This window comes from Methylobacillus methanolivorans, assembly GCF_054588515.1.
Map to the genome: position 1 here is coordinate 144440 of NZ_BAAILT010000004.1, position 21416 is coordinate 165855.

The 21416-nt window shown below is 54.4% G+C and carries 21 protein-coding genes; 8 read left to right on the plus strand and 13 right to left on the minus strand.

Annotated features, from left to right (window positions below; genetic code table 11):
• Both LG202_RS10580 and LG202_RS10585 read left to right on the plus strand, forming a co-directional pair.
• On the plus strand, positions 1–336 hold the full coding sequence (locus LG202_RS10580; RefSeq protein ID WP_230348415.1) for a hypothetical protein: 336 nt from the start codon (positions 1–3) through the stop codon (positions 334–336).
• Positions 337–425: 89 nt separating this feature from the next.
• A complete protein-coding gene (locus LG202_RS10585) occupies positions 426–668 on the plus strand; it encodes a DUF2789 domain-containing protein (RefSeq protein ID WP_230348416.1) in 243 nt (80 codons plus the stop codon).
• Between the two features lie 138 nt (positions 669–806).
• Here the strand turns inward: LG202_RS10585 and LG202_RS10590 are convergent, their stop codons facing one another.
• The 4 genes from LG202_RS10590 to argS form a co-directional block, all read right to left on the minus strand.
• The gene (locus tag LG202_RS10590) at positions 807–1601 is read right to left on the minus strand and encodes an SDR family oxidoreductase (protein ID WP_230348417.1); all 795 of its coding nucleotides are present in this window, start codon (positions 1599–1601) and stop codon (positions 807–809) included.
• A gap of 16 nt (positions 1602–1617) precedes the next feature.
• Positions 1618–2253: a thiol:disulfide interchange protein DsbA/DsbL gene (locus tag LG202_RS10595; RefSeq protein WP_230348418.1), complete on the minus strand. Its 636-nt coding sequence runs from the start codon at positions 2251–2253 to the stop codon at positions 1618–1620.
• 64 nt (positions 2254–2317) lie between these two features.
• Entirely contained in the window at positions 2318–2926 is a 609-nt protein-coding gene (locus LG202_RS10600) for an SPOR domain-containing protein (RefSeq protein WP_230348419.1), read from the minus strand.
• A 112-nt stretch (positions 2927–3038) separates the two neighbouring features.
• Complete coding sequence (gene argS, locus LG202_RS10605) at positions 3039–4697, minus strand: arginine--tRNA ligase (RefSeq protein ID WP_230348420.1); 1659 nt, start codon at positions 4695–4697, stop codon at positions 3039–3041.
• A 107-nt stretch (positions 4698–4804) separates the two neighbouring features.
• Between argS and LG202_RS10610 the strand changes: the two genes are divergently transcribed.
• Both LG202_RS10610 and LG202_RS10615 read left to right on the plus strand, forming a co-directional pair.
• Complete coding sequence (locus tag LG202_RS10610) at positions 4805–7015, plus strand: primosomal protein N' (RefSeq protein WP_230348421.1); 2211 nt, start codon at positions 4805–4807, stop codon at positions 7013–7015.
• Positions 7016–7018: 3 nt separating this feature from the next.
• Positions 7019–8083 (plus strand): glycosyltransferase, encoded by a 1065-nt coding sequence (locus LG202_RS10615; protein ID WP_230348422.1) that lies wholly within the window; start codon positions 7019–7021, stop codon positions 8081–8083.
• On the opposite strand, the gene LG202_RS10620 is transcribed toward LG202_RS10615, so the two are convergent.
• The 7 genes from LG202_RS10620 to thiD all read right to left on the minus strand — a co-directional run bounded on the left by LG202_RS10620 (position 8080) and on the right by thiD (position 13382).
• Positions 8080–8370 carry a DUF5666 domain-containing protein gene (locus tag LG202_RS10620; protein WP_230348423.1) on the minus strand — a complete coding sequence of 97 codons (291 nt, stop codon included), beginning with the start codon at positions 8368–8370 and terminating at the stop codon, positions 8080–8082. The two genes, LG202_RS10615 and LG202_RS10620, sit on opposite strands and share 4 nt — an antisense overlap.
• Positions 8371–8685: 315 nt before the next feature.
• A complete protein-coding gene (locus tag LG202_RS10625) occupies positions 8686–8937 on the minus strand; it encodes a hypothetical protein (RefSeq protein ID WP_230348424.1) in 252 nt (83 codons plus the stop codon).
• Between the two features lie 20 nt (positions 8938–8957).
• Positions 8958–9434 carry a peptidoglycan-binding protein LysM gene (gene lysM, locus LG202_RS10630; RefSeq protein ID WP_230348425.1) on the minus strand — a complete coding sequence of 159 codons (477 nt, stop codon included), beginning with the start codon at positions 9432–9434 and terminating at the stop codon, positions 8958–8960.
• A gap of 124 nt (positions 9435–9558) precedes the next feature.
• On the minus strand, positions 9559–10623 hold the full coding sequence (hemE, locus tag LG202_RS10635) for a uroporphyrinogen decarboxylase (protein WP_230348426.1): 1065 nt from the start codon (positions 10621–10623) through the stop codon (positions 9559–9561).
• 13 nt (positions 10624–10636) lie between these two features.
• Positions 10637–11917: a glutamate-1-semialdehyde 2,1-aminomutase gene (hemL, locus tag LG202_RS10640; protein ID WP_230348427.1), complete on the minus strand. Its 1281-nt coding sequence runs from the start codon at positions 11915–11917 to the stop codon at positions 10637–10639.
• 9 nt (positions 11918–11926) lie between these two features.
• The gene (gene thiE / locus LG202_RS10645) at positions 11927–12556 is read right to left on the minus strand and encodes a thiamine phosphate synthase (protein WP_230348428.1); all 630 of its coding nucleotides are present in this window, start codon (positions 12554–12556) and stop codon (positions 11927–11929) included.
• Positions 12543–13382, minus strand: a complete 840-nt coding sequence (thiD, locus tag LG202_RS10650; RefSeq protein WP_268867648.1) for a bifunctional hydroxymethylpyrimidine kinase/phosphomethylpyrimidine kinase — start codon at positions 13380–13382, stop codon at positions 12543–12545. Before thiD ends, thiE begins: the two co-directional genes overlap by 14 nt.
• A 310-nt stretch (positions 13383–13692) precedes the next feature.
• Here thiD and LG202_RS10655 point away from each other — a divergent pair, with 310 nt between their 5' ends.
• The 3 genes from LG202_RS10655 to LG202_RS10665 all read left to right on the plus strand — a co-directional run bounded on the left by LG202_RS10655 (position 13693) and on the right by LG202_RS10665 (position 17621).
• Entirely contained in the window at positions 13693–16374 is a 2682-nt protein-coding gene (locus LG202_RS10655; RefSeq protein WP_230348429.1) for a cation-transporting P-type ATPase, read from the plus strand.
• A 15-nt stretch (positions 16375–16389) separates the two neighbouring features.
• The gene (locus tag LG202_RS10660) at positions 16390–17256 is read left to right on the plus strand and encodes a universal stress protein (protein ID WP_230348430.1); all 867 of its coding nucleotides are present in this window, start codon (positions 16390–16392) and stop codon (positions 17254–17256) included.
• A 107-nt stretch (positions 17257–17363) separates the two neighbouring features.
• The gene (locus LG202_RS10665; protein ID WP_230348431.1) at positions 17364–17621 is read left to right on the plus strand and encodes a DUF2171 domain-containing protein; all 258 of its coding nucleotides are present in this window, start codon (positions 17364–17366) and stop codon (positions 17619–17621) included.
• 19 nt (positions 17622–17640) lie between these two features.
• On the opposite strand, the gene LG202_RS10670 is transcribed toward LG202_RS10665, so the two are convergent.
• Positions 17641–18930: an OmpP1/FadL family transporter gene (locus tag LG202_RS10670; protein ID WP_230348432.1), complete on the minus strand. Its 1290-nt coding sequence runs from the start codon at positions 18928–18930 to the stop codon at positions 17641–17643.
• Between the two features lie 164 nt (positions 18931–19094).
• Here LG202_RS10670 and LG202_RS10675 point away from each other — a divergent pair, with 164 nt between their 5' ends.
• On the plus strand, positions 19095–19985 hold the full coding sequence (locus LG202_RS10675; protein ID WP_230348433.1) for a crotonase/enoyl-CoA hydratase family protein: 891 nt from the start codon (positions 19095–19097) through the stop codon (positions 19983–19985).
• Between the two features lie 3 nt (positions 19986–19988).
• Here LG202_RS10675 and LG202_RS10680 read toward each other — a convergent pair.
• Positions 19989–21416 (minus strand): ATP-binding protein (locus LG202_RS10680; protein ID WP_230348434.1); only part of this gene is annotated, 1428 nt, incomplete at its 5' end.

Below are 21416 nucleotides of genomic sequence, written 5' to 3' on the forward strand. Positions count from 1 at the left end.
ATGCCGACGATTGCAGCGAACATCATCCGTTCAGCCAGTATGCTGGTTTTATTGACCAGTGCTTCAGCCTGGGCGCATGGCGTGCATATTCCGCTTGGCAAATGCTGGGTTGAAGCCAAAGAGATTACTTGCGAAGGCGGAGAGTCGGATGGCCACCCGTTATTGAACGCCGTGGTGGACGTGATCCGTTATGATGAAAGCCAGATTTTTTCTGGCAAGCTGGACGACCATTCCCGCATCCGTTTCCCTAAGCCTGCTGGCGAGTTTTACATTCTCATTGATGCAGGCCCTGGGCAAGTGATCGAAATTGATTGGAAAGACATCAAGGGCATTTGATATCCGGCTGGGTTGAACCCTCAGGGTAGGCTGTGTTCCAATGGAGCAGCGCAATATCACCCTCGCATCGCCATAGACCGGAGTATTACATGAGCCAGACTTTTCATCGCTTCTCTGAGTTGTTTGACCAGCTTGGCCTGCCATCCGACGATCAAGGCATCAGCCATTTCCTTACCACCCATGCTCCGCTCGCAGACGATATTGCCCTGCCAGATGCGCCATTCTGGACACCTGCCCAGGCGACTTTTCTGCGCGAGGGCTTATTGCAGGATGCAGATTGGGCAGAAATGATTGATCAATTGAACATCGCGTTGCGAGCGCATTCAGTCTAAGTTCTGGGCAAGAATATTGTTCCCATGTGGGTGGCTGGACGCGCCAGGCGCATTTTTGCGACCCGCGTAATCTGATGTTGACCCTGCGTGGTAGTTTCTAGATTCGCTGTATCCAACCCCTGATTGATTGGCTGAAGGTTACAAATCTATCCTGGGTTTATGCGGCGCATTGCGTGTGAGCCTATCCCATAGCCAGCGCGGGATAAAGCGCAGGATGCGCGCTACCCAGCCCATTTGCCAAGGGATGATGACAAAGCGTTGGCGCTTGGCGATTGCCGCAGCGAATTTTGCCGCGGCGATGTCCACTTCCATGAGGAAGGGCATGCGGTAACTATTGACGTCGGTCATCGGGGTGCGGATATAGCCGGGAGCGATGGTGGTGACGGCAATGCCGAAGTGTTGCATCTCGGTACGCAGGCTTTCGAGATAGGTGATGGCAGCAGATTTCGATGCGCTGTAGGCCCCGGCACCAGGCAAGCCACGTATGCCCGCGACACTGGCAATACCGACGAGTTGCCCATGTTTGCTTGCTGCCTGCATGGCGGCAATAAAGGGCTGGAAGGTATGCACCATGCCAAAGACGTTGATCTCGAACACGGTATGAAAGGCGTCAATATCTTCCACTTCAGCAGTGAGGGTGCCGCAACTTACGCCTGCGTTGGCAATGACGATATCGGGCACGCCAGCCGTGGCGATGAAGGTGTGCGCAGTAGCCTGCATGGCCTGGGCATCGCGTACATCAGCCTGGTAAATGTGACATTGCCCGCTAGGAAATTCGTGCGCTAGGTCTTCAAGCAGTGCCAGGCGGCGTGCAGTGACACCGACGATAGCACCTTGCTTGAGATAGTGTCGTGCCAACGCCAAGCCAATGCCACTAGAAGCGCCGGTAATAAAAACCCGCTGGCTGGCAGCGGGTGTGGATTCGCGTGTCATGGGCGAGTGGCTGGTATTACTTGGCGCCGCCGCTCTTTTCCTTGCGCACGTTCTCGATTAGATAGTCAGCAACTTGCAGCACGTTCTGATTGCCGCCCGCCATCGAGCTGGAGGTAATGTAACGACCATCAATCACCAATGCTGGCACGCCCGTGGCGCCGGAGTCGCGGAACACATTCATGGCGCGCACAATATTGTTGTTGGTAGAGAAGGATTTGAAAGCTTCTTCCACTTTTGTACGATCCTGGCCGCCTTGCTTGGTGATCCAGTCAATCAATTGAGCTTCGGAAGCTGGGTTGACGTTACGAGCCTTGTGGATGGCATCGAACAGTTGAGTGTGCAGCTTGTCGGTGAGATTGAGCGCTTCAAGGGCATAGAATGCCTTGCCAGCAGGTGCCCAGTCGGGACGTGGGACGCCGGGTACTCGCTTGAAGTAGACATCTTGCGGTAGTTTCTTGACCCAGGTAGCCAGGCTTGACTCCAAATGGTAGCAATGCGGGCAGCCATACCAGAAGATTTCCAGCACTTCGATCTTGGCCGGGTTATCAGTCTTGATGGTTTTTGCGGTCTGGTTGAAGTCATTACCCAGTTGCGGTTCTGCCATGACAGTTGCAGAGACCAGCAACATCAAGGCAGCGAGCAGCTTTTTCATATCTTGTCCTTACAATCGAATTGATAGAGTTAACGTAGAGAAGTCTGGTTGGGATGACACTGGCTTATTGCCCAGGTGAGTTCACCTTGATCAAATCTGCCTTGAAACCATTCTGCGCCAGATCAGACTTAGCATTGTTGATTTGGTTCAGGTCGGCAAACGGGCCAACGCGTACACGGTGCCATACGCCCTTGTCGGGGATGCTGGCGGTCTGCACGATGGCTTCCAGGCCCAGCAAGGCCAGCTTGGCCTTCATGTTGTCGGCTTCCTGTTCAGTCTGGAATGCGCCTACCTGGAGGAAGTAACTTTCCTGGGTTTGTGCCGGGGCCGGGTCGGCTTCCTTCTGCTTGATTTCCTGCTCCGTTACCTGGCTTTCGCTACCGGGTAGGATGGTATAAAAGTCGAAACGTGGTTTTTCGCTGCCGGCTTGAGCCTTGTTGGCCTCTGTTGGCTTGGTTTCTGCCTTGGGCAGTGCAATTTCATCAGGTTCCAGCTTGGTTTTGCCAGCCTTGTCGGCAAATGGGCTATCGCTCTTCATGACAACGATAGCAACGCCTACAGAAATGCCGACGCCTAATAGCAGGCCCACCAGCAATCCGGTAAAAAATGGGCTGCCCTTGCTACTGCTGCTGGAGCTCGATTTGCGCTGCGCAGGCTTGTAATCTCGACTCACGATATTTTCTCTTCCTCATTCATTCATGTCCTGGCAGGCCTTGCTTGGAGGCCTGCCTAGTGACTTGGGTGGCGATGGTTCCCCGTCAACCATCATATTCTATCGTACAAATTTACATCTTCTCTGGCGCACTCACGCCCAGCAGCGCCAGGCCATTGCGCAACACCTGGCGTGTGGCGCTGATAAGGGCCATACGGGCGGTGGTGAGGTCAGCATCCTCAACCAGGAACTTGTGAGCGTTGTAATAGCTGTGCAAGTCGCCCGCCAAGTCCTTGAGATAGGTAGCGACCATATGTGGAGCCAGCTCTTGCGCGGCATTGGCGACTAACTCGGGGAATTCGCCCAGGCGTTGCATGAGCGTTGCTTCATGCTCGGTATCCAGCGGAGCCAGTTTTGCTTGTGACAAGCTGGCGATATTGCCGCCCCACTCGTTCAGCACGCTGCAAATGCGGGCATGGGCATACTGGATGTAATACACCGGGTTGTCGTTGCTTTGTGCACGGGCAAGATCGATGTCGAACACTAATTGGGAGTCGGCGCGGCGTGCGGCGAGGAAATAACGTGTGGCATCACAGCCCACTTCCTCGATCAGATCGCGCAAGGTGACGTAGCTGCCTGCACGCTTGGAGATTTTGACTTCTTCACCGCCGCGCATCACCGTGACCATCTGGTGCAATACGTATTCCGGCCAGCCTTGTGGAATGCCGACATTCAGCGCTTGCAAGCCAGCACGCACACGGGTGATAGTGCTGTGGTGGTCTGCGCCCTGTTCGTTGATAACGCGCTCAAAGCCACGCTGCCATTTGTCCAGGTGATAAGCGACATCCGGCACGAAATAAGTGTAGCCGCCTTCACGCTTGCGCATGACGCGGTCCTTATCATCGCCAAAATCAGTAGTACGCAGCCAGAGGGCATCGTCCTGTTCGTAGGTATGACCGCTCTTGATCAGGTTGGCTACCGTGCTTTCTACCTTGCCATCGCTATAGAGTGCAGACTCTAGCGAGAAGACATCAAAATTGATCTGGAACGCCTTGAGGTCTAGGTCCTGCTCGTGGCGCAGGTAGGCCACGGCAAACTGTCGGATTGCATCGGGATTGTCAGCGTCACCTACGCCGGTCACTGCCTGATCGTCAGCGGTCACGGTTTCTTTTGCCATATAGGCGGCAGCGACATCGGCAATATAATGGCCGCGATAGCCTGCTTCCGGCCAGGCAGCGTGATCGGGTGTAATGCCCTTGCAGTGGGATTGCACGGAAACGGTCAGGTTATCGATCTGTGCACCGGCATCGTTATAGTAAAACTCGCGCGTGACGGCCCAGCCATTGGCGGCCAATAAGCGTGCAAGACAGTCTCCCACTGCCGCACCGCGGCCATGGCCCACATGTAATGGGCCTGTAGGGTTGGCAGAGACGAATTCCACTTGTATCTTGCGGCCCTGACCAACTTGATTGTGGCCGAATTGCGCACCTTGCTGCTGGATGTCGCGCACCACAGCCTGCTTGGCGGCTGGGCTCAAGGTGAAATTGATAAAGCCAGCCCCGGCAATCTCCACCTTGGCAATATACTCGGAGGCAGGCAGTGCCTGGATCAGCGCTTCAGCGATGGCGCGTGGATTCTGGCGCAGGGGTTTGGCCAGCAGCATGGCCAGGTTGGTGGAAAAATCCCCATGCTGTGCATTCTTGGGACGTTCTAGCTGGATGGCGATAAGGCCTGCATCAGCATTGAGGCTGTTTGCGGCGACCTGTAGTAATTCGGTAAGATGTGCTTTCAAGGCGAGCGACGAGACGTGAATAAAAGCACTATTTTAACCTACTGCAAGCTTGCACTGATATGCAATTGTCGAACTTCGTCATATAGATGGCAGATGATGGGGGGCGCATGACCGAAAGCGCTCAGCATGCCACTATCCTCAAGGTTGCACTGGATGTTCCGCTCGATGGCGTTTTTGACTACAGAAGCGATTTGCCAGTGCAGGTCGGGCAACGCGTAGTGGTGCCGTTTGGCCCGCGCAAGCAAGTCGGTATCGTGGTCGATATTGCCGACAATAGCGATATCGCCCCGACCAAACTCAAATCCATTCTCCAGCATTTCAACCATGAACCTGTGCTCGATGGCGAGTTTTTCTCGCTGCTGAAATTCTGCGCAGATTACTACCAATATCCTTACGGGCAGGCCCTGCTTTCTGCCTTGCCCGCCCGTTTGCGGCAAACCGAACCTGCCCAAGCTCGGCAGCAGTTCTGCTATTGGCTGAATGAGGCAGGTCAATCTGCTGAGATCGACGCCATTCCTGCCCGGCAAATGGTGCAGCGACGTATTTTTACTGCTTTACGTGAAAGTGGTCGCCTGAGTGAGACCGAGCTATCCGAGTTGAGTCCGAGCTGGCGCAAAGGCTTGCTGGCACTGCGTGAGCAGGGGTGGATAGACGAGGAGCAAATCTACGCTGGCTTGAGCGCGACATTGCACGCCTCCAATGTGCAGCCTGAGTTGAACGACGAGCAAGCCCATGCGGTGCAGAGCATTTTGCAGCAGCGGGAGAGGTTTAAACCATGGCTGCTGCACGGCATTACCGGCAGCGGCAAGACCGAGGTTTATATTCGCCTGTTGCAGGCGGTGCTGGAGGGTAATCAGGATCAAGCCTTGGTCCTGGTGCCTGAAATCAACCTTACGCCGCAGCTGGAGGCACGTTTCCGTAGCCGTTTGCCGCAATACCCGCTAGTCACGCTGCATAGCAATCTTGGCGAGAGTGAGCGCTTGCAGAACTGGCGGCTGGCGCAAACTGGAGCCGCACGCATTGTCATCGGCACGCGATTGTCGGTGTTTACGCCTTTGCCCCGCCTCAAGTTCATGATCGTGGACGAAGAGCATGATACTTCCTACAAGCAGCAGGACAGCATGCGCTACCATGCGCGCGATGTGGCCTTGGTGCGCGCGCAACGTCGCAATATTCCTATCGTGCTGGGTTCTGCTACTCCAGCGTTAGAAACCTGGCATAACGCCCAGAGCGGTCGTTATGGCCTGCTCAGCATGCAGCAACGCGCTGTCAGCCAGTCACAATTGCCCCAGGTGAATTGTGTCGATGTCAGCCGGGTGCAGATGCAGGAGGGGCTGTCTCCTCCACTCATCAAGGCCCTGAAAACCCGCTTGCAGCGCGGTGAGCAAAGCCTGCTGTTTATCAACCGTCGTGGTTATGCGCCAGTGCTGCTATGCAATGCCTGTCACTGGATTGCGCCTTGCATGCGCTGTAGCAGCCGACTGGTCGTGCACTTGCGTCAGGGTTTTTTGCGGTGCCACCACTGCGGGCACGAACAAAAGATCGTGCGCCAGTGCCCGAGCTGTGGCAATGCTGACCTGCACCCTACCGGGCATGGTACGCAACGGCTGGAAGAAACACTGGCCAAGCTGTTGCCAGAGGCGCGTATTCTTCGGGTGGACCGCGACAGCACGCGCCGCAAGCATGCCTTAAGCGAGATGCTTTCAGCGGTGCATGCCGGTGAGGTGGATATCCTGGTGGGGACGCAAATGTTGGCCAAGGGCCATGACTTTCCCAATCTCACATTGGTCGGTGTGCTGGATACCGACAGTGCCCTTTTCAGCCCCGATTTTCGTGCGGCCGAACGCTTGTTTGCCCAACTCATGCAAGTGGCAGGGCGCGCGGGCCGTGCGGATAAGCCCGGTGAAGTGTTGATCCAGACGACTTTCCCCGAGCACCAGTTATTCAATGCGCTGCGCAGTCAGGAATATGCCACCTATGCAGCTGGGCTCTTGCAGGAGCGCGAAATCGCCCAGTTCCCGCCCTATGAATTCCTAGCTTTGATCAAGGCCGAGGCCAATGAATACGGCCCTGTGCAGCGATTTTTGCAGTTTGCCGCGGATACGACCCGCGCAATGGCGACTGATGCCTTGGTCTATGACCCAATACGCCCGCAAATGGAGCGGCTGAAAGGTATGGAGCGCGGGCAGTTGCTGTTCCAAGCGACAACGCGACAGGCGCTTCAAATCGTCCTCAGGCAATTGGCACCGCAATTGCGTGCGCACCCGCTCAGCAACAAGATACGCTGGGCCGTAGATGTCGACCCGCAGGAGTTTTAGCTGATGTCCAGCAAGCGCATTGCTCTGGTGATGATAGTCCGCAATGAGGCCCGTTCAATAGCACGCTGCCTGCAAAGTGTCCGGCCCTGGGTGGACGAGATGATCGTGCTGGATACGGGTTCTGATGATGACACGGTCAACATTGCCGAGTCGCTAGGTGCCAAAGTGCATTCCTTCATCTGGTGTCATGATTTTGCCGCCGCGAGGAATGCGGCCCTGGAGTTGTCTACCGCTGATTGGAACTTGGTGCTGGATGCGGACGAATGGATCATCTCCGGTGGCGAGGCGTTTGCCGCATTACGGCACTGCAACGAGGAACTGATCGGTATATTGCGTCGGGACGATGAGGCCGAAGTGGACGGGGAGCTACAGGTTTCCAGTGTATGGATATCCCGCATCCTGCCGCGCCATGTGCGCTATGTAGGGCGTATTCACGAACAGCTGCTGTGTCCAGGGATGCAGAGGAGGCAACTGGAGCTGGTTGTCGGGCACGACGGTTATTTAGAGCAGCACAAGGCGACCAAGCAAGGGCGCAACGAAGCTTTGCTGCGGGTTGAACTGGCGCTAAATCCGGAAGATCCCTATTTCAATTACCAACTAGGCAAGGAGCTGGAAGTTTATGCACGCTTTGCTGAAGCGGTAACATTTTACGAAAAGGCTTTGCTGCATACTGAGGCTGATGCAAACTGGCGTCACGATCTGGTCGTGCGCAGTTTGTTCAGTCTGAAAAAAGCTGGCAACTTCGAGCGGGCGCTTCATTTGGCAGAAGCAGAGATGCCGCATTGGCAGCATTCTCCCGATTTCTTTTTTGCGCTTGGCGATGTCTTGCTTGACTGGGCCATTGCTGACCCAGCACAAGCAGAAGTCTTGTTGCCCATGATTGCCTCAAGCTGGGAAAGATGCCTGGAAATCGGCGATAACCCCACCCTCAACAGCACAGTAATCGGCAGGGGAAGCTTCCTGGCGGCCAAGAACCTGCATGCTTTTTACCTTAGCTTGGGACAGTCTGACCAAGCTGAATACTTTGCCAACCTTGAACGTGAGCTGCTGCGGCAACACAGTATTTAGTTCTTGCCGCATTTTTCAGGCTTGATAGTTTCGATTTCCGAAGCGACACCCTTGTCATGCTCTACCTCGACACAAGCACCTACGACCAGTGGGCCTTGTTCTGGCTCAATATCTGTTTTCTCGGTGACTTCCACCTGTTGACCGCTGATCGTCCATATCCCTAGGTTGCCAGCTGGGCGCGCATCAATACGTCCGACGAATTCTTTATCTGCGAGAGCGGGGGTGCTGACCAGCAATGTGCTAACAGTCAGCAGGGAAATGGTACTGAATAGATGGGAGAGCTTCATGATGCATCCTTTCCAATGGTTGAGCTTGCATGAAACACAGCATAACCATGGGGATTGAAGCGCCGTATCGGTATCAGGCTGATCTCGGTGTAGGAGTACTACCGGCAGGCTGACTTGCTAGTAAACATAGGCTGGCGATCGGAATAAGGGCGGTGCAGTATTATTGGCGGGATGTGTTTGATTCTACTGTTACTACTGACGGGCGGCGTTACCGAGCAAGCGGCAGGATGGTGAAGAGCCTGCGGGTATTCAGCTTGATTGATCTGTGGGAGTGACAGCATATCCCCGGGGTTGGCCCGGGGGATGGAGAGCTTATTACTCGGACTTATGTTCTTCCTGATGTTCCGCAGCGGCTTCACGAGCCTTTTCGATGGCATCTTCAGCTGCATCCTTGGCTTCGTCAGCGGCTTCTTCGGCTTTATCAACCGCATGTTCTGCATGCTCATGCGCTTGTTCTACGGCTTGTGCAGCGGCCGCTTCAACGTTCTCTTCCTCCTTGTTGCTACAACCTCCCAGCATTAGGCCAGCAAGGAAAATAGCAAGGATGGATGTTGATCGTAATGTCATTCTGGGTCTCCTGATTGAGGTTATTGAGGGATACGTAAGGTCTGGCCCGGATAGATCTTGTCCGGATGGTTGAGCATGGGCTTGTTCGCCTCAAAAATCTTCATGTAGGCATTAGCATTGCCATAATGTTCCTTGGCGATCTTGGACAAGGTGTCGCCACGTACTACTGTGTAAAACACTGGGGCAGTTTCTGCGGCTGTGACCTTGAGGTTGTCCACAACCTCACTGACACCATTGATGTTGCCGCAGCAGAGCAGAATTTTTTCCTTGATTTCCTGTGTGGCAGCGGTGCCGCCGACGGTGACTTTACCTGTGGCACCGTCAAAATCCACTTGCAGACCTTCTGCATCCAATTCCATTTTGTGGATGTAGTTGAGAATGGCTTGACTAGCGGTGGCATTAGCAGAGGTAACCGGATTCTCGGCTTTTGATTCAACAGTCGGGTGAGTGCCAAACAGTTTCTCGCCAGCGTCTTTGATGAATGAAATCAAACCCATTTGCTTATCTCCTTGTTGTTATGAAGTCGTGACAAACGAAACGCGCTAATAGTTCATCTTACTCTCATCTGCCGGGAGATAGCGGCCGCGATTGTCATTTTTTGTCAATCGCGGCCAGTCTGAATCAGAGATGATAATTGCGGCTGATGGCGTGCACGGCCTTGATCATTGCCTCGGCATTTTCGGGCGGTGTGAATTGCGTGATACCGTGACCAAGGTTGAACACATGGCCATTGCCTATGCCGTAATTGGCGAGGATGCGCGCGACTTCTTTTTCTACGGCTTCAGGCGTGGAGAGCAGGATAGCTGGGTCCATATTGCCTTGTAGCGCTACTTTGTTGCCAACGCGCTTGCGTGCCTCGCCAAGTGACACCGTCCAATCCAGTCCCAGCGCATCGGCACCGGTTTCTGTTTGAGCTTCCAGCCACAAACCGCCGCCCTTGGTGAAGACAATGCTGGGCACGGCGCGGCCATCGCTTTCCTTGGTGAGGCCGCTGACGATCTGCTTCATGTATTGCAGCGAGAACTCCTCATAAGCGTGATGAGAAAGCGCCCCGCCCCATGAGTCAAAGATCATGACCGCTTGTGCGCCAGCAGCAATCTGGGCATTGAGGTATTGCGTCACCGTCTGTGCAGTGATGCTGAGGATATGATGCAATAGTTCTGGCCGTGCATAGGCCATTTGCTTGATGGTGAGGAAATCCGTGCCGCCGCGGCCCTCTACCATGTAGGTTGCCAGCGTCCAAGGGCTACCGGAAAAGCCGATGAGAGGAACACGTCCATCCAGGGTGCGGCGAATCTGGCTGACGGCATCGGTGACATACTTGAGCTCAGTGCCAATATCGGGAACCGCCAGCTTGCGGATATCAGCCTCTTCGCGCAGGGGCCGCTCGAATTTTGGCCCCTCGCCTTCCTCGAAATATAAACCTAGCCCCATGGCATCAGGAATGGTGAGGATGTCGGAGAACAGGATGGCAGCATCCAGCGGGTAGCGATCCAGCGGTTGCATGGTCACTTCAGTCGCCAAGTCCGGGTTTTTGCACAAGTCAAGAAAACTACCCGCCTGTTTGCGCGTGGCGCGGTATTCAGGCAGGTAGCGCCCGGCCTGGCGCATCATCCAAACCGGTGTGTAAGGAGTGGACTGGCGTTGCAGTGCACGGAGGAAAACATCATTTTTCAATGTGGTCATGGATAGTTCCTGATTAACGCAAGCTGGCAAACACTTGGCGGGCGGCCTCTATGGTCTGGTTGATATCGGCTTCGCTGTGCGCGATCGACACAAAACCAGCCTCGAACGCGGATGGGGCCAGGTAAACCCCGTGCTCCAGCATGCCATGGAAGAAGCGGTTGAATGCTGCCTTGTCGCATTGCATTACCTCGGCAAAGCTATTGGGGCACTGTTCACTGAAGTAGAGGCCAAACATGCCGCCCACGTTTTGTGCACTGAAGGTAACGCCAGCATCGCGCGCTGCCTGCGCCAAGCCGTCAGTCAGCTGGCGTGTCTTGGCGGCTAGTTCGTCATGGAAACCTGGGCGTTGCAATTGTTGCAATGTCGCCAGGCCGGCAGCCACGGCAACAGGATTGCCAGATAATGTCCCTGCCTGGTAGACCGGGCCTAACGGCGCGAGGAATGCCATGACATCGGCGCGGCCACCGAATGCGCCAACGGGCAGGCCACCACCAATCACCTTGCCTAGCGTGGTGAGGTCAGGTTTGATGCCAAACAGCTGCTGTGCGCCACCCAAGGCAACGCGGAAACCGGTCATCACCTCATCGAAAATCAGCAAGCTGCCGGATTGTGTGCATAAGGTGCGTAGTGCATCAAGGAACTCGCGGCTGGGATTCACCAGGTTCATGTTGCCTGCGACAGGCTCAAGGATGACGCAGGCAATCTGGTCGCCAAGCTTGCTGAATAACTGTTCCAGCGCTGCAACATCATTGTATGGCAGGGTTAAAGTATGCGCTGCGAGTTCAGGAGGAACGCCAGCAGAGCTGGGTTGGCCAAAAGTGAGTGCTCCGGAACCAGCCTTGACTAGCAATGAGTCGGCATGGCCATGGTAGCAACCCTCGAACTTGAGGATCTTGCTGCGATTGGTGAAGCCGCGTGCCAGGCGAATGGCGCTCATCGTGGCTTCTGTGCCGGAGCTGACCAGGCGCAGCTGCTCCATGCTCGGCACTAGGTGTGTAATGAGTTGCGCCATTTCCAGCTCCAGCGCAGTGGGTGCGCCGAAAGACAAGCTGTTGGCTGCTGTAGCTTGCACCGCAGCAATTACATCGGGCTGGGCATGGCCAAGGATCATCGGCCCCCAGGAGCCAACGTAATCAATATATTCCTTCCCATCTTCATCCCATAGTCGTGAGCCCAGGCCACGCTTGAAGAATACGGGGGTGCCGCCCACCGAGCCAAAAGCGCGTACTGGTGAATTCACGCCACCGGGGATCAGTGTCTGGGATTGCTCGAATAATTGCTGGTTTCTACTCATGGCCTGGCTCTAGCTAAAAAGTTGGTTGAATTGATTGGCTTGCGTCTTGATATCCGCTGCATTCCACAAGGCACCGATCACTGCAAGCGCATCCGCACCAGCGCTGATCACGCTGGCGGCATTGTCCAGCGTGATTCCGCCGATGGCAACGATAGGCACGCCTAGTTCTCTTGCCTGCTGGAACAATGTCATATCTGCACGTGGTGCATGGGGCTTGGTGGATGAGGGAAAGCAGGCGCCGAAGGCGACATAATCCGCCCCCAGCCTGGCTGCCTGCTGGGCAAGCCCAAGGTTGTTGTAGCAGGACGCCCCGATGATCTTGCCTGCACCCAGCTCTTTGCGTGCGGCAGTGATGTCGCCATCGTCTATACCAAGGTGAACGCCATCGGCATCGAGCTTGGTCGCAAGCTCAACATCATCATTGATGATCAATGGCACGCGGTAACCCCGGCACATTGCCAGCAGGGCTTGGGCTTGCTCCAGTGCTTGCTCGCCGGATACGCGCTTGTTGCGATATTGCAGTATGGTGGCCCCTCCTGCGAGCGCCATTTTGCAGATCTCCAGCAGGCGGGCAGTATCTGTTTCATCCGGGGTAATGGCATACAACCCGCGGATGGCCATGGGGCTATTCTTCGTCATCAGACTCTTCACGCGCCCAGAACAGACGGTCGGGAATATATTGCCCCATGCCAGGACGGAAGGCATGGCGTAGCGAATGCCAGGTGTATTCCTGCGCTTCTGCGATAGCTTCCTCCATGCCCAGGCCGTGTGCCAGGCAGGCCGCGATGGCAGATGCCAGCGTACAGCCAGAACCATGATAGCTACCAGGCAAGCGCTCGCAAGGATAAGAGCGCAACAGTTTTTGCGAGCCGTAAAGATTGTTGATGACTTGCGGCGCACGCTCGTGGGTGCCGGTAATCAGTACATATTCAGGCCCCAGTGCCAGCAGGCGCTCGGCTACTTCGTCTAATGAGGCATGTTCGCTTTCATCGCTAAAGTCGCCGGTAAATGCCAACCGCCTGGCTTCGAGGCTGTTCGGGGTGATCAGTGTGGCCTGTGGAAACAGCAGGTCTATCATCGCTTCCTGCATGGCTTCATTAGCCAATTCATCGCCTCGCCCGGAAGAGAGCACTGGGTCAATCAATAAAGGCACATCGGGATAATCGGCGACTATTTCGGCGATCACGGCAATATTTTCCACGCTGCCCAGCATGCCCAGCTTGAAGGCAGAAATCTGCATGTCTTCAAGGATGGTACGGGCTTGCTCGTTGATCAGCTCGGCATCCAGCGAGACGACATTTTCCACGCCTACCGTATCTTGTACGGTAATGGCGGTGACAACAGATACGGGATGGCAGCCAATGCTGGATAGCGCCAGAAGGTCGGCTTGCAAGCCTGCGCCACTGCTAGGGTCGGTGGCAGCGAAGGTAAGCACGCAGGGTGGCATGAGGTTGATTGTTTCCATGGCGGGTCCTGTCAATGGATAAGCGGGCTTGAGCCAGGCAAAGAGTTGGTCAGATAAATATTCATGTAGAACGTCATTTTAGCCTAATCGACATTGAAAGGAGAGGATAGGCTTGTGTTGGGAGGCAAGATGTCGTGAAAGTTGCATTGAGTGGTGTTACGTTGCGACCTGTCTGCACTGGCCTCTTGGGCAGTTGCATATTGAGTAGTGCTCTCTGAATGAGTAAGCCATTTTAGAAAAATGGTTTTGCATGATGGCGCTAAAGCCTTTTAGAATAAAAAGACACCGACCATTGAAAAGGCCATTGCCCATGCCGCAATCCAGCCAGAATGATGCAGTTCTTTGGCATGCACTCAAGACCAGCGAGGTACTTGAGCGTGTGCAGTCCACCCCAGAAGGCCTAGGTAGTAGGGAAGCAGATAAACGCTTGCAGGAGTATGGCAGGAACGAGTTGCCTCCCCCTAAACGTCAACATCCCGTGATGCGCTTCCTGTTGCAGTTCAATAATGCCTTGATCTACTTCATGTTGTCGGCGGCAGTCATTGCGTTCTTTCTTGATCATGCCGTTGATTCGGCAGTGATCTTGGCGGTGGTGCTGATCAACGCAATTGTCGGTTATATCCAGGAAGGCAAGGCTGAGCAGGCGCTGGATGCGATCCGCAATATGATGGTGCCCCATGTCACTGTGGTACGGGATGGGCACCGTCAAACCATGGAGGTGGGCGATCTGGTACCCGGCGACGTGATCGTGTTGGAAGCTGGCGACAGCGTGCCGGCTGATGCACGTTTGCTCAAGGCCAGGCAACTTTCCAGCGAGGAGGCAATTCTTACTGGTGAATCGGTACCCAGCCAGAAACAGGAGCAGGCGGTGGCAAAGAATGCTGATCTGGGAGATCGACATTGCATGCTGTACTCAGGCACTATCATTGCGGCGGGCCAGGGGCGTGCCGTGGTGGTGGAGACTGGTAGCGCAACGGAAATCGGCCGTATCAGCAGCATGATTGCCAAGGTGGAAACCCTGGAAACACCCTTGTTACAGCAAATTAACCATTTCGGGCGCCTGTTCACCTGGTTTGCCCTCAGCTTGGCCCTTGGCCTGCTGGCGTTTGCCAAGCTGGTACAGAACTATAGCTGGATCGACGGGTTTATGGTGGTGGTAGCGATCTCGGTGGGTTTGGTGCCGGAGGGCTTGCCTGCGGTGATCACGATCACCCTGGCGATTGGCGTGCAGCGCATGGCGAGGCACAACGCCATTATTCGACGTTTGCCCGCGGTGGAAACGCTGGGCGCGACTTCAGTGATCTGCTCGGATAAAACTGGCACTCTCACCCGGAATGAAATGACGGTCAGGCGCTTGGTTGCAGGCAAGGCGCATTATTTGGTTGAAGGGACAGGCTATGTGCCCGAGGGCGAGATCAAGCCCCAGGCCGGTGCCTCTGGTCGTGGGTGGGAAGATCTGGTGCTGGCAGGCTTGCTCTGCAACGATGCCAAGCTGAAGCAAGAATCCGGGCAATGGCATGTGCTGGGCGATCCTATGGAAGGCGCCTTGGTGGCGCTGGCGATGAAGGCTGGGCAGGACATTCAGCAAGAGCGCAATGCCTGGCAGCGGCTTGATGAAGTGCCTTTCGACAGCAAGCACAAGTTCATGGCAACGCTACACCGCCATGAGGAGCATGGCACTTGGATGTTCATCAAGGGCGCCCCGGAAAGTGTGTTGGAGCGATGCCAGCAACCTGATCACGACTATTGGGCTGAGTGCATCAGCGAGGCGGCCCATCACGGTGAGCGCGTGCTCGGTTTTGCCGCCAGGCGCTGCGACGATGGCAAGCAGCAGCTTGAGTTCAAGGATGTCGAGAGTGACCTGGATTTTCTCGGCATCATGGGCTTCATTGATCCGCCGCGTGAAGAAGTGCTTGATGCGATCGCCAGCTGTCGCTCTGCCGGGGTCAAGGTGAAAATGATCACTGGGGATCATGCCGCGACTGCACAGGCGATTGCAAAACAGCTGCACCTTGCGGAAGAGCCTGGCGTCATGACCGGGGCGGACCTCGACAAGGTTCCGGATGAAGAGTTGAGTGCTGTGCTGGCGAAAACCAGTGTATTTGCGCGTACCACGCCTGAGCACAAGCTACGTATTGTCAAAGCCTTGCAGCAACAAGGCGAGGTAGTCGCCATGACGGGGGATGGCGTCAACGATGCGCCATCACTCAAGCAGGCCGATGTAGGTATTGCCATGGGCAAAAAAGGTACGGAGGCGGCCAAGCAGGCGTCGGAAATGGTGCTGGCAGACGACAACTTTGCCACCATCGTCTCAGCCGTGCATGCTGGGCGCACGGTTTACGATAATGTGCGTAAGGTGATCGCCTGGACTTTGCCCACCAATGGCGGCGAAGCACTCGCCGTGGTGGTGGCCTTGTTGCTGGGTATGTCGCTACCGATGACCCCGGCACAGATTCTGTGGATCAATATGGTGCTTACGGTGACATTGGGCCTGGTGCTGGCTTTCGAACCTGCCGAGCCTGATGTCATGGAGCGTCCGCCGCGCCCGCGTCATGCCGCCCTGCTCTCTCCCTTCCTGCTCTGGCGCGTGGGGTTTGTGTCAGTGTTGTTTACCATCGGCGTATTCATCATTTTTGAATATGCCATGCGGCGTGAGCTGGGTGAGGAAGTAGCGCGTACCATGGTGGTGAATACTCTGGTGGTGCTGGAGATTTTCTACCTATTCAATGTGCGTTACCTCAATGCTAAGTCTTTCAGCTGGCGCGGCTTGCTTGGCACGCCCATACTCTTGATTGCACTGGTCGCTGTGATCTTGGCGCAGTTGGCATTCACCTATGCTGCGCCCTTACATGCCTTGTTTGCCAGCGCGCCGATTGACTGGAAAGATGGTCTCGTGATCATATTGATCGGTATTGTCTTCATGTTGGTGTTGGAAGTTGAGAAAACTTTGATGCGAAAACGTGGCAAAACCAATGTGCTGGCAGAATCTTAAGGAAGGAAACCCCCGGTGACGACAGAATTCAAGACCAAACAACCCCGCCAGTTACTACTGGCGACAGATCTCGGTGCACGTTGCGATCGAGCCCTTGATCGCGCGGTACAACTCTCGCAGGCTTGGCATGCACCGCTGACGGTTGTGCATGCTTTTGAGCAGGTTGAACCGATTGCCGATACACCCGGCTGGCGTCAGCCGCAGGATGTTGCCTTGGCGATCCAGGCAGAGTTGGTAGAGGAATTGGGCGAGACAGGCCTGCCAGACATCAGCGCGCGCGTGGTGCGCGGCAAGCCGAGTGAGGTGGTGTTGCAAGTTGCTGCAGACGTGCAGGCAGAATTGATCCTGACCGGGGTCAAGCGTGACGGGGCTTTTGAGAAGGCATTGCTTGGCGATACCGTGGCAGCGCTTGCACGCCAGTCTCCTGTGCCTGTGCTGGTGGTGAAAAAGCGTCTACGCAAGCCTTACGGCAAGATTGTGGTCGCGACTGATCTTTCAGAGTTGTCACGCGCGGCGCTTGCCAGGGCGGTGGATATGTTTGGCCCGGAGAACCTCGTTGTTTTCCATGCTGCCTTTGCTCACTTTGCCAGCCGCATGGATGATCGCGTGGCTTATGAAAGTGAATTGCGCGAGGACGCTATCCAGAATTGCCGTGATTTTATTCGTGATGTTGCGGGTGAAACAGCGGCAGCCAAGATTGATGTCGTGGTGGAGTATGGAGAGCCTGACCTACTGCTGGAGTCTTATGTGCAAGACAAGCGCATAGATTTGGTGGTGGTGGCGACACATGGTCGCAGTGGCTTATTGGGGGTGTTGCTCGGTAGCATCGCAATTCGCATCCTGGATAGCGTCGCCTGTGATGTATTGATCGTGCGCAGCTGATTGGGCTTTTATGTAATTCTGACAGCACTTTCAGTCAGTGCCCTATCCAGCGTGATGTCATTCCCCGCTAATCTTGAGGCTCATCATTATTTTCAAGGAGCAATATCATGAGTCTCTCCCACGGAATACTCCCCGGCATGCCTGTGATCTGTTCCCAAGGCAAGCAGTTTGCCACCGTTGATCACATGGAAGGTAGCAACCAAATCAAGCTCACCAAGGATAAAAGCGGTCAGCATCACTTCATTCCCGTCAGTTGGGTAGCTGCCACGGATAATGCGGAAGTAACGCTGAACCGTCCTGGTGATGAGGTGAAACGGCAATGGTCTACCACCCCCAAGCCTGAACAACCGAATGCTTACCAGTAAGTACTGATTCTTTGCACCATCAGAACGAGCGGCTCCACTGTGCGCTCAGGATATCCACACGAGCGGAAAATTCCCCCCGGATATTATGGCTAACTGCCCCTTCACTGCTATGATTGATGCTGGAATCCTTCATGCGAAGATAGGCATAGCCAACATCGATAGTGTTGAATGGGTCTACCTTCCAGCTTGCACCAATCGCAAACCAGGTGCGATCAGCATCTGGAATGCGTGGAGTGCGGTGGCTCGCATCAGGCACCGGCGTCTGGTCATAGGCGACGCCTGCTCGCAATGTGAGTTGGTCGTTGTAGCGGTAGTTTCCACCTAGCGAAAATCGGTAGCTGTCATTCCATTTGGTATTCGTGACATTGTCAGCCAAGCCGCTGTCAAACTGTACGCGTAATTCCTTAAAGCGGCTCCAGTTGGTCCAGGTGACATCGGCAAGTAACTCCAGCTTGTCATTCAGCTGTTGTGCCAAGCTAAGCGAGACGGTTTCTGGCATGGAGAGGTTGGCATTAATATCGGAATTACTCAAACGGGAGGCTAGTATTGGAGATGCATGCCGGAAACTGGCCTCACCTTCCAGCTTGTGCTTGATATGGGAGCGATAGCTTGCGCCTACCGCGGTACCTTCCCATGGCTTGTAAAGCACGCCCAGATTGAACCCCCAACTGATGTCGTCCCCCTTCATTTTTCCATAGCTATCTGCAGTTACCAGGCCACTTGTAATGGTGCGAGCATCTATCGCATTGGTAAGTTCAGCCTTTACATATTGCAGGCTGATACCGCCACCAATTGACAACTTTTCACTCGCCTTGAACGAAAGCGCTGGGTTGACATTGACGGTCATGACCTCGGATTTCAGCGCCTGGTAGCGGCCTTTCCAGCCGTTATCGTATTCTGAAGTCAGTCCATACGGCACCGTGATGCCTAAACCAAACTTTAGGTCTGGGTTCAGGTCGCCAGCAAAGTAGAAATTGGGCACCAACTCCAACGAAGCGGCATCACCACCATCGTTACCAGAGATTGTAACGCCAGTATTGAGATTTCGGGCGCTGGCATTCCTCAGTTTTGCACTGGGCAAAATGGCACTGCCGCCAACAATAATTTGCTTGCCTGGGGGCAGCCATGACAGGCTGGCAGGATTGAAAAACTGGATACTAGCGTCATCGGCCCGCGCTGACATACCAGCGTACGCATTACCGAAACCAGAGGCGCTTTGCTCAATCAGGGCAAAGCCTGCTGCATGAGCACTTAGGCTCGCTCCACTACTCACTCCCCAAACCAATAAAAAGCATAGACGCTTGATCATTTTTTAATTCCATCGGTGATATTGGCATCAAGTCTTCATATTAACGGCAAAGCGTAAAGATTGTTGAATTTTCAATAATCAATCAGACATTTACCTTGCAACACAATTATGCTACGTGTGTACATGTAGTGCTTTTTTTAACCTTCATTATGGGGAGTTTTATCATGAATGCTGTTGTTGATTTCAATCCGTTAGACACTGTTCAATTTGAGCAAGTACGCACTCGCTATGATGCCGAGTTCGGTATTTCTTGGCTGTTCATGCAGCCGAATCCAAGGCCTTGCTTCAATCGTATTTGCATGCGCGAACTGCTGCTGAATCAAACCCAGATCGAAGCCGCACACTTGCACCCTCAACATCGCCCACAACAGGCGACGAATTATCTGGTGTTGGCGTCGGATGTGGAAGGTATCTTTAACCTAGGTGGCGATTTAGCCATCTTCAAGGCGGCAATTGAGCAGCAGGAAAGAGCAAAGCTGCTTGAATATGCCCAGTTATGCATTGAGAACCTGTGGACTTTCTACAATATGCAGGCTCCGATTACCACCATTGCGTTGGTGCAAGGCCAGGCCATGGGTGGTGGTTTTGAGGCTGCGCTTTCTGCCCATGTGCTGGTGGCGGAAAAAGGCTCGTTGATGGGCTTGCCGGAGGTGTTGTTCAACCTATTCCCTGGCATGGGCGCAATGAGCTTTCTTTCACGTCGTATAGGCCTGACTGCTGCAGAAAAGATGATACGTTCTGGCAAGGTCTACACCGCTGAGGAGTTATATGACCTAGGGGTTGTGGATGTGTTGGCGGAAGCTGGTGAGGGCGAAAAGGCGTTACAGGATTGGGTGCGTAAAACGCATAAGTCGCTGAACTCCTTCCAGGCTATCCAGAAGGCTAAGCAGCGTGTGAACCCGCTTACCAAGCAGGAGTTGCTGGATATTACCGAGATCTGGGTAGATGCCGCTCTGCGCTTGACCGAGCGTAACCTTAAGGTCATGGAGCGTCTGGTCCGTGCACAGAACACCAAGGTTGGTGAGCAGGAAGAAGTGGTTAGAGTTGCAAGATGAAAGCTAACTTGAGGCAGCCTGCCGGCTACTCAAGTAATCGTTGATTGCTTGCTTGGCTGCCTCAAAAGCTTTATCCAGTTGCTCGAACATGATGGTACCGCGGAAGCGCAGTTCCTCGGGACTGGCTTTGTCCATCAACTCTGCCTGTTGGCTTACGGCAATGGCACCTATACTCAGGCTATTACCTTTTAAGGCATGCAGGAATTCATGCAACTCACCATAGCGCTTGGCGGCAAGGTTCTGCTTGATCAGCTTGATCAACGCCCCGCAATCGGTCACGTATTTACCTAACAAACGCGGTACAAACATGCTGTCCTGTCCACCTAACAACTCCAGTTCGGCTAATGTAGCTGCAGACAGCACATCGCTCACATGCGCAGATGATGCCGGGGTTGTTGTTTCCTCTTTCTTTGCATATAGCTGGGCAACCTGGCCGGATACGGGTAAGCCGCCCTTGAGATTGGCAATGGTGTCAAACAGCAGCTTGGTTTCAATTGGCTTGGTCAGGTAGGCATCGAAGCCGGCCACCTCTGCAGCAGATTTGGTTTCCACCGTGGCATCTGCGGTAAACAGGATGAATTTGGTGTCCCGGTCATCTGGGCGTAGGAAGCGATAAAGTTTTAATGCATCAATCCCGGTCATGCCAGCCATGTTAAGGTCGGATACCACCAGATCAAATTGCTCTACTTCCAGCTTGTCCAGCAGTTCATCGGCGTTGTTGACCACGGAAACCTGATGACCTGGTAGCTGTAGCAGTTTGACAATGATGGTCTGGTTGGTGACATTGTCTTCGCAGACCAATATCCTCAGTGGCTTGGTCGTGGCTTGTGGTATCTCGTTGATAGGTACTGGCGTGGCGGCTGGGACACGGCTGCTGATCTCAAGGGTAAGATCAAACCAGAACCGGCTGCCAACATTCGGTGCACTATTCAGGTTTAGCTCACTACCCAGCGCTTCAACCAGGCCTTTGGCAATCGTAAGCCCCAGCCCGCTGCCGCCAAATTTGCGGGTGGTGGAAATATCTGCTTGGGTAAAACTGTCAAAAATACGGGCGCGCTGTTCGTCGGAAATCCCAATACCGGTGTCAAGCACCTCAATGCGGAATACACCGTGATGCGCGTTTGACTCAAGCGTTTTGACCGTGAGGGTGACAGCACCCTGCTCAGTAAACTTCACTGCGTTGCCAACCAGATTAGCGAGGATTTGTTGCAGGATATAGGGGTCACTCTTGACGCGGATCTCGTCAAGCTCAATGATTTTTTCCAGCCGGATACGTTTATTAAAGGCTTGGCCCTTGAACACCTCAATGGTCTGTGCCGCCAATTCGCGCAGGGAAAGCTCAGCTTGTTCTACCTGTAGCTTTTCCTGCTCAATTTTGGCGAAGTCCAGCACATTGTTGAGTTGCGAGAGTAGTTGCTTGGATGAGCTTTC